Genomic DNA, 14,491 nt, shown 5'->3' with positions numbered 1-14,491 from the left:
GTGAACAGATGAAAAAGGTGGTTTTGGCAACCGGCAATGCCGGTAAATTGGCGGAAATGCAACATATCTTGTCTCCGTTGGGCTTTGAGGTGCATCCGCAGTCCGAGTTTTTTCAGGAAGAAGCAATAGAGGATGGATTGAGCTTTATTGAAAACGCCCTGATTAAAGCGCGTTTCGCCAGCGAAAAAACTGGGTTGCCTGCCATTGCCGACGACTCCGGGCTGGAAGTGCCTGTGTTACAGGGGCAACCGGGTATTTATTCCGCACGTTATGCCGAAGGCTATAAAGGGCAACCTGCTTCAGATGCTTTGAACAATGAAAAACTTCTGGAAACCATGCTAGGCAAAACGGAACGTGAAGCCTGCTACTACTGCGCAATGGTTTATGTTGAGCATGCGCAAGACCCAACGCCGAAAATCGGCTTAGGACAGTGGTGCGGTCGTTTGCTGGAAGCCCCTCAGGGAACCGGCGGCTTTGGCTATGATCCGCTCGTGTGGTTTGATGCGTTTGGTTGTACCGCAGCGGAGCTTTCCAAAATTCAGAAAAATGAAGTCAGCCATCGCGCTCAAGCCTTACAACAACTGATGGCTCAACTCTAGCGGATGACTTCTCAATCAAAAGTAATAGTCAATACCGACAGATATGCTTGATAAACCGAATTTCGATTCATTCACCAAACGGTTGTATTCCACATAGCCTGTCATATTGGTTGTCCCCAATCTTGTACGTGCACCAAAACCAAAGGCGATATCGGTTGATTCCTTATAGCCCTGAACCAAAGCGCCGTCTGTAACTATTCCGGTATCCAGTTTGGTATAGGCTGCGCCCAAAAGACCATAAGCCTCAATCCCTTCCATATTGATGAAAGCCTTTCTCAGCCGAATGGTGAACAGCGTGTCGACCTTTTGATAGGCCGATTGCCCATTCCAATTGACTTTGTCGTCAGATAGCGGGGTTGCCAGTCCGGCTTCAATGGCAAGCGTATCGTTAAGATGGTGTCCAAGTTTCAGCATGACAGATTTTGGCGAGCTGGAAGAAACGTCCGGGTTGTCAATGCTGAACAGGTGATAGCTTAACCCCCAATAATCGGACAAAATTCTTTTTGCCGAAGGGTTGGCTAAGACAGCAGTTTGGTGTGTTTGTTGAGATGTTTTTTGTGCAGGCAGCGGTTGAGGCAGTGGCGGAATGTTGGAAGTTGCCGCATTTGCGATACTGAAAATACCAAGCATCAGCCAGCACAAAGCCGCGCCGAACAAGGGTTTTACATAGGAATTCGTCAATCTTTCTTGCATCGTTTGTTTCCACTCGATTGGTTGATGCTTATGTTAAGCAAAGAGTGTGCAAACTTGCAAAAAACGACAATCAGTTGAATTGATTTTCCGGTAAATTGGCGGCGAAGAAATCTTCTTTTGCGGTTTGAACCATCGGCCAAGGCCCACAAAGATAAACGCGAAAATCTGCCAGGTTGGGGTGACGCGCCAAGACCACTTGGTGAACCAATCCTGTCAACCCGGCATCGTTTTCGCTCGGCTCGGACAAGACTTCAATATAGTCCAGATTGTCGTGATGTTTCGCCAAGGCAATCATTTGATTACGCATGTAGAGGTCTTCTTTGTGTTTTGAGCCCCAATAGAAGTGGATGGTGTTTTCACATCCCGATGCCAGCAACTCATCTAACAAAGCTTTCATCGGTGCAAAACCGGTACCACCGGCAACGAACAGAATCGGTTTTTTGCTTTGGCAAATGTCTTCATCAAGCTGATATTGCGGTTTTGGTCCCTCAACCAATACTTCTTCGCCTGATGTCAGAGAGAAAAGGCGATCATTCCAAGCATTGTCTTCATGCTTGCGGATGTGTAGCTCAATACGACCATCGTTGCGCGGTGAAGAAGCAATGGAAAACGGTTTCAGGTCTTCCTGCTCGAAGCCTAGCATAATGTAGTCACCGGCTTGATAACGGAAAGGCTGAGTCGGCTTGAGAATCAACTGAATGGTGTCTGCCGTGAAGTGTTCGACCTGAATAACTTTAAAAATTTGACTCATTTTCATCGCTTGTTTAGCTCTATTGTGGCGCTTGAGTAGCTTGTATCTTTGCTGTGCGTTGCAATAATGGGTTAAAAATCAGAAGCGGAATTCGCTCCAAACCGGGGCGTGATCCGATGGCTTTTCCATGCTGCGAACCGCATAATCCACGCCGCTGTCTACTGTGCAGGCATTCAAAGATTCTGTTGCCAGTAGCGTGTCGATGCGAAGACCGCGTTTCGGGTCGTCTTCAAATCCTTTTGAGCGGTAATCAAACCAGCTGAAGGTGTTGTTATCGTCAGGGTGAACGGTACGGTAAGTGTCTTTCAACCCCCAACCAATCAGCTTTGCCCACCACTCACGTTCTTCCGGCAAGAAACTGGTTTTACCGGTTTTCAGCCAGCGTTTTTTGTTTTGTTCACCGATACCGATATCAATGTCCTCAGGCGAGATGTTGAAATCTCCCATCACAATCAGTTTTTGTTCAGGAGAACATTCTGTTTGCAGATAGGTCATCAAATCCTGATAGAACCTTTCTTTTGCCGGAAACTTCACCGGATGCTCACGGTTTTCACCTTGCGGGAAGTAACCGTTGATCACACGGACTTCATTGCCGTTTGCATCGCGGAAGTCGCCGATAATCATGCGTTTTTGTGCCGTTTCGTCATCGGTTTTCCAACCGTATTGCGTGTTGACCAGCTCAACAGTGTCACGATAAAGCAACGCCACCCCGTAATGGGTTTTTTGCCCCATGAAAACGGCGTTGTAGCCCATGGCTTGAATATCCACCAACGGGAACTCGTGGTCTTGTACTTTGGTTTCCTGCAAACCGATGATATCCGGGCATTGGCTGTCGACCAGCGCTTGAAGCTGGTGGAGTCTCATACGTACACTGTTGACATTAAACGAAACGACTTTCATAACTAAATATTCTGATTGATTAAAACAAAGGCAAGATTATATCAAAGCATAGGGCTTTAAGCAGTGACAAATCCGACTAAATGACAAGGTTATTGCGGTAAAAATGGGATTAGAAAAACATGCGACCTTGTTCTTCTACCGCTCGGCGAACCAAAGACTGCTTCAGAACTACCGCTTCTTGCGGCAGTCTGCCGGAGACAATCGCATCAATTAGGTAACGTGGTTTGGTGTTCATTTGTTTTGCCATTTCAACCAAATCAACATATTCCAAATCGGCGGTCAGTTCCGCATCAATCATGTGACCGAGAGCACCGAGGGTTTTTTCCGTTTCCGCCACAAAAGTATTCGGGTTGAAGGTTAGAATCTCCAGCGAACCCTGTTGTTCTATTTTCGCCAGATTGAATTTCGTGAACTGTACCAGTAGTTTTTGGGTGTGGCCTTTGGTGAACCCCAAAATCTGTTGGCTGGTGTCAATGATTTTGACTATCGGCACATGTGCTTGCGCATTATCGGCAGTTTGCACTGGCGTGTATTCCTGTGGGTCAGGTTGTCTCGCCCAAGCAGGCGTAGAAGCTGACGCTGCCGATGGTTGCGGTGTTGTCGTCACCGTTTGTTTTTGCGTTTGCAGAAACAGCATAATCAAGTGTGCCAATGAAGACAGAGCATGCCCCAAGGTGGATTTTTCGGTTGCGAAATCGTTCAGTGTCGCCACGCGTTTGATTAAAGAGTTGACGATGGCACGAAACAAAGGTGGCAAGGTCTCAATCATTTTATCGACATGTGCCTTGTCGATTTCATAGACTTCCGCATCCGTCTTCGCAATGGCAGATGCTACGCGAGGCGCGGACGAAATCACCGCCATTTCCCCAAAACAAGCGCCTTTTTTCAAGATGCCCAGTGTCACTGCCTTATCATCCTTTTGGGTGCTAATACGGATTTCACCCGATTTGATGATATAAATCTTATGTCCTGACTCACCTTCATTGAACAAGACATCGCCTGCCTTGAACTTCATCATCTTGTTGTCGGCGGCTTGGTTTTGGGTTGGTTGAGACATGGCTTCCGGCTTTATCTACACAGCGAACATATAAGCACATTTTTACATAAATTTAGGCATTGAGGTAGCCATGTTGTCGCACAAAGCGGATAAAAACGTTTTTGCGGGCGAAAGGGTTTTGATATGATTGCAGGCTAATGTTTTTTACGTTCATTCAGTGCGCAGTTTTTTGCCTATAAACAAAAAGATAAGGCTTTTGGTTTCCTGAGTTTCGGGGCGAGGAAAGTAAAGGCCGAAGAAAGTTTTTATAGAAAGCTTTTGTGGACTGCGCATCAATTTATAAAGGTTAATTTTTCATGAGCAGAGTGTTTCGATTAGTGATTTCATGCCCGGATCAAGTGGGTATCGTGGCAAAAGTGGCGTCGTTTATTGCAGACCAGGGCGGCTCCATTGTTGAAGCCAATCACCACACCGAAACTATGGATCATTGGTTTTTCATGCGCCATGAGATTCTAGCCAGCTCATTGAACAACGACTTAGATGGTTTCAAAGAAAAGTTCAGACCGATTGCCGAAGCCTTCAATATGCAATGGCAAGTGTTTGACTCGGCTAAGCCAAAGCGCATCGCGTTGTTTGCCAGTAAAGAGTCTCACTGTTTGGCAGACTTGCTGTATCGCTGGCATGAAAAAGACCTACCGGGTGAAGTCGCTTGCGTTATCGCCAACCACGATGACCTACGTTCAATGGTCGAGTGGTATCAAGTGCCTTTCCATCATGTACCCGTTACGCCGGAAACCAAACCAGAAGCTTTTGCAAAGTCTGAAGAACTGGCCGCAAAATATGAAGCGGATGTCATTGTTCTAGCGCGTTATATGCAGATTTTGCCACCCAATATGTGCCGTGATTATGCCGGTAAAGTCATCAATATCCACCACAGTTTCTTGCCGTCTTTTGTGGGTGCCAAGCCGTATCATCAAGCTTACGAGCGTGGTGTGAAACTGATTGGCGCGACCTGCCATTACGTGACGGAAGAGTTGGATGCCGGGCCGATTATCGAACAGGAAGTTATTCGTGTGAATCACTCACAGGATATTGAAGACCTGAAACGTCTGGGACGTGATGTAGAGAAAATCACCCTGTCACGCGGCTTGCGTTACCACCTGGAAGACCGCGTCTTGATTCACGGCAACAAAACAGTGGTGTTTGCGCCTTAATAAAGCATAGTTTGAAAGTTACAAAAAAGCGCTCAATTGAGCGCTTTTTTGCTTTAAAGAATGGCGAAAAAATCATCTGTTTTTGTTTTTCATAGTGGCTTTAACCAGTTTGCCGAAGTTTTTGTCTTTCTGTCTTTTCTCAAAGTAGGTTAACTCATTGAAAGCAGATTCTTTTTTCATTTTGATATAGTTGTCATAGCGTTGTTTAGATAACGCTCCACTTTCTATCGCTTCCAAAATAGCACAGCCTTTTTCATTGGTATGAGTGCAATTACCGAATTTACACTGTTCAGCCAGTGCAGATATGTCTGAAAAAGTTTCATCCAGCCCTGCATCTATGGATAAATTACCAAGCTCTCTCATGCCCGGGGTATCAATGAGCATTGCACCATTGTCCAACAGCATTAATTCACGGCTGGTTGTGGTATGTTTTCCCTTGTTTTGTTTTTTGCTGACGGATTGAGTTCTTAGCTGTTCGCTACCCAAGAGGTTGTTTAGCAAAGACGTTTTGCCGACCCCTGACGACCCGAGCAAACAGTATGTCTGGCAAGGCGCTAGAGCTTCTTTCACGCCATCAATGTTGTCGCCACTTAAACTACTAAAAGCCACTATCCTGACGTTAGGCGCAATATCCGTAATGCTTTTTTTGAGCTCATCCACTTCACTTTCAGAAATCAAATCGCATTTACTTAAGAGAATAACAGGGGTGATGCCGCCTTCATTCACCATCACTAAATAGCGTTCCAATCTTCTAAGGTTGAAGTTGTAATCCGCGGATTGAATAATGAAGGCCACATCTATGTTTGCTGCAATTAACTGAACATCAACTAACTTACCTGCAACCTTTCTCTTTAACAGAGTTTTTCTTGGTATTACGCCATGAATGATTGCATGCGTATCTTCGTCATAAAAGTCGGCATACACCCAATCCCCGACTGTAGGCAAGTCAGCAGATGAGTCGGCTGTGTAGAAAAGATGTCCTGATAGTTCGGCAAAAACATCCATCTCACCGTTAGTAATAACATATCTGTTCTTGTGTACGGCAACGACTCGGGCTACTTCATGAATTTCGGCTTGAGTTGTATCGAGTTGTTCTTGAAACCAGTCATCAAAGCCAATTTTTTTAAGAGAATTGGTCATTCTACTTGCCCAATGAAATACTGTTTAAACTGTTGCTCTAGCTGTTTCCGGCTAGTCATGCCGTTGGCTTTAACCAAATTTTCCCACGTGTGATTTTGTAGCACACGTTTTACCCAAAGCGTACGAAGAGGGGCTTCCATTTTCTGTAGCGCATCTGCATTGGACAACGCCCATTGTCGTAATTGATAAGACACTGCTTCAAAGGGTTGGTTGATTAAATAGCCTTGCGGAAAATCCGCTTTTGGCAGCAACGCTTTTGCCAAAACGCTCAAGACCAAGTCCGCTGATAGTGTTTGGAAACTGTCTGTCAGTAACCATGCGAACTGTTGGATGAAAGCGGTATGTTGTGCGGTGATTCGTTCACTCAACTCAGGGCAAAGAGGCAGCACCATCAATAACGAATGGGTGCTGCTGGCTTTGTCTCGCTTCTGCCCCAAATGCAATGCGGTAAATCCATTTTGATGCCAAAAATCTACCAGGTTGGGGGTGGCGCCAAAACTGGTGGTGATAGCGTTAATGTCGGCAGAATGCTGTTTTACATTGTCGATAAAGTGAGACAGTAGCGCACTGCCGATGCCTTGAGACTGGTTGATAGGTTGCACGGCAAGGCGCACGACTCTAAGCGTTTTATCAGTCAACCAAGCATCATTAGCGGTTTGCTGTTGCATGAGTTGCGGGAACAAGTGCCCTTGTTTTCTGCCTTGGTTTTCAACGGGTAAATTGCCTTCTTCCAAGGCAAACAGCACGCCGAGAATCTTGCCTTCCTGTTCTGCGATATAAAGATGCTGATTGGGGGTTTCGAGCAGTTGCATCAAATCATTCGGCGCGGTTTGGTAGTGAGCGAATGTCAGCAGTTGGAACAGTTGCGACAACTTGGTTTGGTCTGCGATGAGTTCGTCCACAGGGATAGCTCGATAACTTAAATCATCGGCATGGATTTGTGAGGTTTTGGGTTCGTTAGTGTTGTCATCAAGCGTGGCGAACAATAGGCATTGATTGAGCACTTTTTCCAGCGGGTCGCCCTCCGCCCAGCGAATCGGATGATGGAGTTTGGCGGTTTTGGTTTGCGGATAGTGCGCTTTGAGTGTGGATAAGAATCTAAGCGTAAAACCCCGCCCCGAGCCTTCATAGCCTTGTTGTGTGGTGGCGAAAATCAGGCGATTATGCTGCGTTGCCAAGGTCATGAGCAGTGGCAAGGGCAGGTGTGCGGCTTCGTCCACCATCAATAAATCGTAGTGGGATTCGGTCGCTGCCGCCAGTTCATCCGGCGCGATGAATTGCAGGCTTTTACGTGCGGTTGTCAGCTTGTTTCCCTGTTGCACGTCCATCTCAAAGCAGACCCAACCTGGCAGATTTTCAATGATGCGGATGGTGTCGGAATACTCTTCTATCAATTGGTTCAGCGTTTGCACCGCACCTTGAAATAGGGCTTGGGTTTGATCTAATCTTGCAGCGGTGACGGCAATGGTTTGTTTGCCCTGTTGTAACAACCGTATCGCCGCCACACCCAGCAGTGTCGATTTGCCGCGTCCTCTATCGGCAGTGAGTACTAAGGGACGATGACGATGACCGAAGGCGACGGATTGAATTTGTTCCCACGCGGCTTGCTGATCTTCGGTGAGTAACAAGGCTGGTTTGTCAGGAGACATATTTTTCAATGACGTGGCTGTTTCCAATGGCGTAGCGCTTGGCAATGTCGGTAGCGCGGTGTTTTGAGAAACCCATAGCACTTCTTGCTGCTCGGCATGGGTTTGAAGGCCGTCCCAGAAAAAGCGATTGAAGCCTTTCAGACTGTCTTCCAACGTGAGTGGGTAGCTTAGAAATCTGGCATTCGCCGGGTTGGGCAGCGCGCACCAGTCGGCAGGTAAACTCAGCCAGCAAATGCCCCCGGCACGAATCATGCCCCCGGCTTGCCCGAGTGCATTGGCATCCAACCCTTGCTCGCCAGTGAAAATGACAAAATCGGTTTCTTGCCCCAGTTTGTGCGGTAGGGTTTTGGTGGTGATGGCTTCGGCATACTCGAAAGCAGAATTTTCAATGGTTTGCACCACTTCCAATCCAGACAGATTCGGATTGTGTTGCGCCAGTGCCGTTAAGGCTTGATGGATGGTTGTGTGTCGCCACTCTGCATCGCCAATCAATACCACACAAGCACGATGCCGTTGCTGGGCTAGATGATCGTGCAGGTCGTTACACCAGCGAAGCCAGTTGTCAGCAAAGGGAGAGGCGTTGGAAGTCGTTGGCATGGCGATGATTAATTGACCTGAAAAGTAATTCGGGTATGAGTCGGAACATAGTCGAGAACGATTTTATCGCCTTTTCGGGCTTTAATGACCTGAATCTGCAAGGTTTGTCCGTCGATAAAACGGGTTTTGATCTGCGCATAGCTTGGTGTTCGGGTCTTGAGCTGACTTTCACGCGGCGCTTGGCAGGCGTGTGGCTCAAAGTAAATATGGTGTATTTCGCCTATTTTTATCGGCAATGGCGTGTGATTGCCTTGTGACGAACGGAAGCGTGTCAAATGGCTGAGCTTCGGGGTGTAAAAGCGCCAATGATGCGTGGTGATTTGTCCGGCTTCTCGGGTTTGTACTTCTGCAAGGTACTCGGCATTCCAATCAAGTCGGAGTCTTGGGAACAGCGCATACCACTCTGGTTTTTTGCCGCGGTTTTCATGGTTGGGGTCGTTGAGGTTGGTCATGGTGCGCTCTATCACCACCGGCGTTTTTTGCTGCCCTTCCACGCGGTAAAGTTTGAAGCTGCCGTTGACGAACGTGATGCGTCCCCAATAAATCGGGTTGATTTGAATATGCACCGGGTAGCCGGAGGCATCACACTCTGGCAGTGGGTCGGGCATTTCTTCATAAAACACCGGGGGAACGGTGCTGCCGTCCTGCGGCCAGACAATCCACTTCGGGTTTCGATGGGCGATGTTATAGCGAGCGCGGTCAAACGCTTGTTTGGGAATCATCACATTGCCGCGGCAAATTCCTTTATAGGCCAGTTCGCCGGGACGAGGGTCGATAGGGTTTTGGCAAAGCTCCGCCAATTTCAGGTTACTGGTTTCCGCCGTGAATGCGGACGCGACCGAGTGAGCGCCGGGTTTTTTGCCATCGACGCGGTAAACTCCCGTACCGATTTGATCTATTGTCATATCCAGCAAGCCGAGGCGGTGATAAATGGCGGACATCAAGTCATCGACAAACGGTTTGGCGCTGTCTCGGTTGAAGCTGATGACTTCATTTACGCCAGCGGGATAACCGACGGCATAGGCTCTGTCGGAAGGTGTTTTGCCGGTAAAATCTGCCAGGTTGGGGGTCTGCACATGCTGTTGTAGGTTGTTGACGACGCAATAGCGGGAATGGTTTAGTGCGGCTTTATCGAGTTTTTCATTCGATTGCAAAGGGTTTAGCCCCAATTGATGGCGAAGTTGATTGATGTAATGCAGGGCATTTTGGGCAATCCGTTCGCTGGGTAAGGCTTTGTGTTGTGGTGCGACGACTTCTTTGGGGGCTTGTTCAATTTTCCCCGTTTGTCTGAGGAATTCCGGCGGTGTCAGCACCAGCAGGAACAACTGGTACATCAGAAAAAGCAGTGCCAGTATGAGGATAAGGAGTTTAAGCAGTCTCATTTGAATTTCAATTTACCGGCTTGGGTTACAACCATTCAGACAAGGGTTTTGGCTTGCCGAGATAATAGCCTTGACCATAGGTGATGCCGATTTTGGTCAGCACTTGCAGGTCTTGCTCGGTTTCGACATATTCCGCCACGGTTTTTTGGTTACGCAGTGCGCTGATTTCCTGAATATAGCGGATAACCGCTTTGTCCGAAGGATCGGTGTGCATATCCTTGATGAAGCTGCCGTCGATTTTCACCACGTCGAAAGGTAAGCTTTTCAGGTACTCGAACGAAGACATCCCAGTACCAAAATCATCCAACGCCAAGCCGATGCCTAGGTTTTTGCAATATTGAATAAACTGTGCCGCCTGATTGAAGTTGCCGATGGCGGAAGTCTCGGTGATTTCCAGTTCGAGCTTTTGCCAAGGGAAGTGGAAGGTGGCGACCGCTTGTTTGAGTTTTGCCTGAAAGTCGGGATGATTCAAACTTGAACCAGCCAGATTGACGTGCGCCAGATGCAGTTTGTCCAAATGCTCCGGGTGCGCACTCACGGTTTCGATAAAGTGCCACAGCACATAACTGTCGATTTCGCTCATCAACTGGTAGCGTTCTGCAGTTGGGAGGAATCTATCCGGCGGGATGATATTGCCTTCGCTATTGCGTAAACGCAGCAGAATTTCATAGCCGAATTGTTTGCTGGCGGCATCCCCTTCCTGGAGCGGAACAATCGCTTGGGCATAGAGTTCGAATCGTGCCGAATGACCGGAGCCATCATTGGCAAGCGCTTCTTTGACCATGTTGGCGGTTTGTAATTCTTGGTTGTAAAGCGCGGCTTTTTTGTCATCTAGCTGGAAGATATGCAGTTTATTGCGCCCTAAAGATTTCGCGGTGTGGGTTGCTGATTCCAGTGCTTTGATGAGCTCTTCCAAGGTGTATTCATTCGGCTTGAAAACCACCATGCCGAGCGATGCCGAAACCGAATGGGCTTCGCCCTGCCAAGTAAAGCGGAAGTCCGACAGGATGTCGAGCAATCCGTTGGCGACGAACATGGCTTGCTGCTCGGAATATTGAGGCAGGAGCAAATAGAAGATGTCGCTTTCGACGCGCCCGATTATGGCCTCTTTTGGTAGGTGTTGCAGACAGTGTTGCGACACCATTTTCAATAATTCGTCGCCGGCTTGATGACCCGCGGAGTCGTTAATCAAACGGAACTGGTCGATATCAATGGAAATAATGGTGTGGCAGTCAACGCTGTCGTCCTGTAGGCAGGTTTGGATCTGTTGTTCGAGATAGTAGCGGTTGAACAAGCCGGTTAAGGAATCGTGCTCGGACTGATAGCGCATTTGTTCGGTAGTGGATTCGATTTTCTGAATCATCTGATTGTAGCCGTCGAATAACTTACCGATTTCGTTTTGCGAGCTGGTTTCAACGGGGTAGAAGCGGTTGCGTACGACATCGTTTTTTTGCATGGAATCCGCAAGTAAATTGAAAGGCTTGTTGTAGCTTCGGCTGATCCACCAAGCCAGAGCCAAGGCAAAAATGAGTTCCAGCGGCAAAGCCAGTATCAGGAAAATCAGATGTTTTTCAATTTGGGTTGAGAAGTCTTCCATGTCGATCACGTAAGCCACTGAGCCAAAGCGATGCCCCCCTTCCTCCAGAGGATGTCTGACATAGAGGTCAACGCCGGAAAACTGTGGGGTCTCGGTGCTTTTTGCAATCAAATCATGGTAATGATGCGGGCCGTGATGGTAGGTGTAAATGGCTTTGTTGTCGTTATCAAACAGCACCACGCGGTCTATTTGTTGGAACCCGGAGAGCGTGAAATTCAAGTCAGCATAGGCGTCGGCGTTGTTGGAAAGCAAGCCTTCCAATAAGTCATGTTTTAGGGCTGTGTTGATTTGGTCGGAGAGTTCAATCGCGAGACTCTGGCGTTGTTTTTTGTCCAGCAAGAAGGCAACGCCCAACGAGCTGATGGCAACCGTAAAGGTGACGACGGAGATGAGAACCATCAACTGGAATTTGATGCTGAGTTTGCGCCACATATACGTTTAATTGCTCCGTTCTTGTGTCATGGTTTCAGGTCAGTTGCCATTCTCTTTAGAGAAAGAGGGGTTCACAATCGGCAGTGCCAAATCGTTGCCCCATTGTTTCCAAGACGCATCATAGTTGGCGACATCATAGCCCAGCTCTCGTAATGCAAAGTAGTTGGTTGCCGAAATGCGCCCGATTGCACAGTAGATAATCACTTTCTTGTTTTTGGGAATATCCGAATAGACTTTTTCTAATTCATTTACCGGCTGAAAACTTGCCATGTGGTTTTCCAGCTTCAAGTTGTGCGAGGCGGGAATGCTGATGGCCGTTGGGATATGCCCGAAGCGTTTAGCAGAAGATTGTTCGCCTAAGTATGCCGGTAAAGGACGGGCATCGATAATTAAATCATTGGGGTTTTTGGTGGCCAGCAGTGTCGAAAATTTGGTGGCGAGTCGTTGGTGTTTCACCTCGGCGATGTAATTGCTCGGCGTGGCAAAGGGCACGCGGTCAGTGGTTGGATAGCCTTTATTGGTCCAATAGTCATAGCCGGTACTGAGCACCTTCACTTTTTGCAGACCGTAGACCTCAAGCGTCCAAAATAATCTCGCAGCATCGACCAATGCGCCGTCGTCATAAATAATGACGGGGGTTTGGATGTCCAGCCCAAGCTTACGGAACAAGGCTTGTGCCTGGTTGGGTTCAATGACCTGACCGTTGGTTTTCTTGTGTGCATAGGTCCAGTTAACAGGAAAATTCAGCGCACCGGGAATATGGTCTTGCTGGTAGAGCGCTTCCGAACGTGCATCCAACACCACAGCTGTTTGATGGTGTTGCTCAATGGCAGTTACCAAGGTGGAAGCATCTATACGAAGTGGGTCGGCAGCCGCATGGACGGAAAAAGGCAGAAAGCTCGCTAAGGAGAGCATAAACCACGAGCTAAAAATTTTTGCGAACATAGCCGTCACCAAGGTTTGTTGTTTGACCGGAAAGTGACATAATTTCCCGACAAAATATAATAAATTTCAAGTATATCGGCATATGGTTTAAGATTCAATCTGAGTGAATGAAGTTAATAATCACTTGATGAAAATACAATAAAAATAAAGTAAAAACGGCTACATAAGCTGTTGTACCGAGCAATCGGTCAGAGGGAGGATTGGAAATGAAATGGGGAACTAATTATAAAAAGGCGTCGTTGATAAAAAAGGATGGCAGGATTGCGTCTGTTCAACGGGGCAAGAGTCATGGAGAGGCGCAGGGTGATATGTCATGGTTAATGAACATGATCGCGGTGATGGGGCTTGTGTTGGGCGTTTGTCAAATGGCATCCGCCGCGACTGAGCAGGATGCGTTGAGCATCAGCCATTATGAGGCGAAAAATCCTATTGCTCAGGTGCTGTGGATACCGTCTGAATATGGGGTGTTGCCGCAAGAGAAAAAGCTGGCGAAGCAACTGCAAAAAAAGGGTGTTTCCGTACTGATGCCCGACTTGTTTGACAGTTATTTTTTACCGGCAGCGCCCAGTAGCATGACGAAGATTCCGCCGGCAGTGGTCGCGAACCTGATTGAAAAACTGCGATACGATCATCCCGAGTTGCCTTTGTTTGTTATTGCACCGAACCAGGGAGCTGCATTGGCGGTTAAAGCGTTGGTGAAAGTCGAGCAGTCTCCAGTGAAGAATCTTGGATTGATTTTGCTGAACCCGAACCTTTACGTCAAAACGCCTGAAGCGGGCAAAAGTGCCGAATACTGGCCGAGTGTGCTACAACTCAATTTGCCGGTGATGGTATTGCAAGCAGAATTATCGCCTTGGCATTGGCATTTATCGTCGTTAAGTCAGCGCTTGTCCCACGGCGGATCAGATGTCTTCATCAAGGTGATTCCCAAGGTCCGCGACCGTTACTATTTCCGACCGGATGCAATGTCCATTGAACAACAGACCGCTGCCCACTTGGCAACGGATTTAACCAATGCCATGCGATTGTTGTCCGGTTATTTGGCAGAATCCCGCAAGGCGGGAACCAACGGTTCCGCGTTGTCGCTTGCGATGGAGCAACCGGAAGAACAGCCTAAATTGGATGAGTCCACCCCACCGAATGACGATGCGCTCCCGGTCTATAAAGGTGCGCAGAATCGCCGTTTGGTGTTGCAGGATATGGATGGTAAAACCATCAACCTTAAAGACTATCGCGGCAAAGTGGTGTTGTTGAATTTCTGGGCGAGCTGGTGCCCGCCTTGTGTGCATGAGATGCCTTCAATGGCTGCGCTGAAAACACAGTTGAAAGGACAGGGGTTTGAAATCCTTGCAGCGAATCTGGCAGAAGACAAGGCAGCGATTCATGCTTTTGTGAAAAGTCATCCGGTCAACTTCCCTATTCTGCTGGATCCAAAAGGTTCGGCAGTGAAGGAATGGAAAGTCTTCGCTTATCCAAGCTCTTATCTTATCGACAAAAAAGGGCAGATTCGTTATGCCTTGTTTGGCGGGTATGAGTGGACCAGTCCTGCGGCGATGCATGCCATCGAACAACTGCTGAAAGAGTAGCCATGAGCA

Annotated in this window: 12 protein-coding genes; 3 read left to right on the top strand and 9 right to left on the bottom strand. The window is 47.9% G+C overall.

Features of this window, described 5'->3' with window-relative positions; genetic code table 11:
* Positions 1 to 8 precede the first annotated feature (8 nt).
* Positions 9 to 599: an RdgB/HAM1 family non-canonical purine NTP pyrophosphatase gene (gene rdgB / locus F8R13_RS05115; protein WP_152832261.1), complete on the top strand. Its 591-nt coding sequence runs from the start codon at positions 9 to 11 to the stop codon at positions 597 to 599.
* A gap of 15 nt (positions 600 to 614) precedes the next feature.
* Here the strand turns inward: rdgB and F8R13_RS05110 are convergent, their stop codons facing one another.
* The 4 genes from F8R13_RS05110 to F8R13_RS05095 form a co-directional block, all read right to left on the bottom strand.
* Positions 615 to 1,292 carry an outer membrane beta-barrel protein gene (locus F8R13_RS05110; protein WP_152832258.1) on the bottom strand — a complete coding sequence of 226 codons (678 nt, stop codon included), beginning with the start codon at positions 1,290 to 1,292 and terminating at the stop codon, positions 615 to 617.
* A 70-nt stretch (positions 1,293 to 1,362) separates the two neighbouring features.
* Positions 1,363 to 2,043 carry an NAD(P)H-flavin reductase gene (locus F8R13_RS05105; protein WP_172967703.1) on the bottom strand — a complete coding sequence of 227 codons (681 nt, stop codon included), beginning with the start codon at positions 2,041 to 2,043 and terminating at the stop codon, positions 1,363 to 1,365.
* Positions 2,044 to 2,121: 78 nt separating this feature from the next.
* Entirely contained in the window at positions 2,122 to 2,943 is an 822-nt protein-coding gene (gene xthA, locus F8R13_RS05100; RefSeq protein ID WP_152832255.1) for an exodeoxyribonuclease III, read from the bottom strand.
* 109 nt (positions 2,944 to 3,052) lie between these two features.
* Positions 3,053 to 4,000, bottom strand: a complete 948-nt coding sequence (locus F8R13_RS05095) for a cyclic nucleotide-binding domain-containing protein (RefSeq protein WP_152832254.1) — start codon at positions 3,998 to 4,000, stop codon at positions 3,053 to 3,055.
* Between the two features lie 296 nt (positions 4,001 to 4,296).
* Here F8R13_RS05095 and purU point away from each other — a divergent pair, with 296 nt between their 5' ends.
* Positions 4,297 to 5,154: a formyltetrahydrofolate deformylase gene (purU, locus tag F8R13_RS05090; protein ID WP_152832253.1), complete on the top strand. Its 858-nt coding sequence runs from the start codon at positions 4,297 to 4,299 to the stop codon at positions 5,152 to 5,154.
* 72 nt (positions 5,155 to 5,226) lie between these two features.
* Here the strand turns inward: purU and rsgA are convergent, their stop codons facing one another.
* The 5 genes from rsgA to F8R13_RS05065 are packed head-to-tail and all read right to left on the bottom strand — an operon-like array spanning position 5,227 to position 12,896.
* Positions 5,227 to 6,294, bottom strand: coding sequence for a ribosome small subunit-dependent GTPase A (gene rsgA, locus F8R13_RS05085; protein ID WP_152832252.1), 1,068 nt, complete (start codon positions 6,292 to 6,294; stop codon positions 5,227 to 5,229).
* Positions 6,291 to 8,540 carry a GNAT family N-acetyltransferase gene (locus F8R13_RS05080; protein WP_152832251.1) on the bottom strand — a complete coding sequence of 750 codons (2,250 nt, stop codon included), beginning with the start codon at positions 8,538 to 8,540 and terminating at the stop codon, positions 6,291 to 6,293. Before F8R13_RS05080 ends, rsgA begins: the two co-directional genes overlap by 4 nt.
* An 8-nt stretch (positions 8,541 to 8,548) precedes the next feature.
* On the bottom strand, positions 8,549 to 9,922 hold the full coding sequence (locus F8R13_RS05075; RefSeq protein WP_152832250.1) for a CAP domain-containing protein: 1,374 nt from the start codon (positions 9,920 to 9,922) through the stop codon (positions 8,549 to 8,551).
* Positions 9,923 to 9,947: 25 nt separating this feature from the next.
* A complete protein-coding gene (locus F8R13_RS05070; protein WP_152832249.1) occupies positions 9,948 to 11,951 on the bottom strand; it encodes an EAL domain-containing protein in 2,004 nt (667 codons plus the stop codon).
* A 39-nt stretch (positions 11,952 to 11,990) separates the two neighbouring features.
* The gene (locus F8R13_RS05065; RefSeq protein WP_253806354.1) at positions 11,991 to 12,896 is read right to left on the bottom strand and encodes a sulfurtransferase; all 906 of its coding nucleotides are present in this window, start codon (positions 12,894 to 12,896) and stop codon (positions 11,991 to 11,993) included.
* Positions 12,897 to 13,204: 308 nt separating this feature from the next.
* Between F8R13_RS05065 and F8R13_RS05060 the strand changes: the two genes are divergently transcribed.
* Positions 13,205 to 14,482 carry a redoxin domain-containing protein gene (locus tag F8R13_RS05060; RefSeq protein WP_172967702.1) on the top strand — a complete coding sequence of 426 codons (1,278 nt, stop codon included), beginning with the start codon at positions 13,205 to 13,207 and terminating at the stop codon, positions 14,480 to 14,482.
* Positions 14,483 to 14,491: the final 9 nt, after the last annotated feature.

Origin of the sequence: Hydrogenovibrio sp. JE_KL2 (assembly GCF_009296185.1) — a bacterium.
GTDB lineage: Bacteria > Pseudomonadota > Gammaproteobacteria > Thiomicrospirales > Thiomicrospiraceae > Hydrogenovibrio.
The sequence above is the reverse complement of the archived record's forward strand: the minus strand, read 5'-3'. Positions and strand labels throughout refer to the sequence as shown.

Excerpts from the sequence above, each read along its gene's own strand:
- rdgB (WP_152832261.1), top strand. The coding sequence starts at position 9 with ATGAAAAAGGTGGTTTTGGCAACCGGCAATGCCGGTAAATTGGCGGAA.
- F8R13_RS05110 (WP_152832258.1), bottom strand. The coding sequence starts at position 1,292 with ATGCAAGAAAGATTGACGAATTCCTATGTAAAACCCTTGTTCGGCGCG.
- F8R13_RS05105 (WP_172967703.1), bottom strand. The coding sequence starts at position 2,043 with ATGAGTCAAATTTTTAAAGTTATTCAGGTCGAACACTTCACGGCAGAC.
- xthA (WP_152832255.1), bottom strand. The coding sequence starts at position 2,943 with ATGAAAGTCGTTTCGTTTAATGTCAACAGTGTACGTATGAGACTCCAC.
- F8R13_RS05095 (WP_152832254.1), bottom strand. The coding sequence starts at position 4,000 with ATGTCTCAACCAACCCAAAACCAAGCCGCCGACAACAAGATGATGAAG.
- purU (WP_152832253.1), top strand. The coding sequence starts at position 4,297 with ATGAGCAGAGTGTTTCGATTAGTGATTTCATGCCCGGATCAAGTGGGT.
- rsgA (WP_152832252.1), bottom strand. The coding sequence starts at position 6,294 with ATGACCAATTCTCTTAAAAAAATTGGCTTTGATGACTGGTTTCAAGAA.
- F8R13_RS05080 (WP_152832251.1), bottom strand. The coding sequence starts at position 8,540 with ATGCCAACGACTTCCAACGCCTCTCCCTTTGCTGACAACTGGCTTCGC.
- F8R13_RS05075 (WP_152832250.1), bottom strand. The coding sequence starts at position 9,922 with ATGAGACTGCTTAAACTCCTTATCCTCATACTGGCACTGCTTTTTCTG.
- F8R13_RS05070 (WP_152832249.1), bottom strand. The coding sequence starts at position 11,951 with ATGTGGCGCAAACTCAGCATCAAATTCCAGTTGATGGTTCTCATCTCC.
- F8R13_RS05065 (WP_253806354.1), bottom strand. The coding sequence starts at position 12,896 with ATGTTCGCAAAAATTTTTAGCTCGTGGTTTATGCTCTCCTTAGCGAGC.
- F8R13_RS05060 (WP_172967702.1), top strand. The coding sequence starts at position 13,205 with ATGTCATGGTTAATGAACATGATCGCGGTGATGGGGCTTGTGTTGGGC.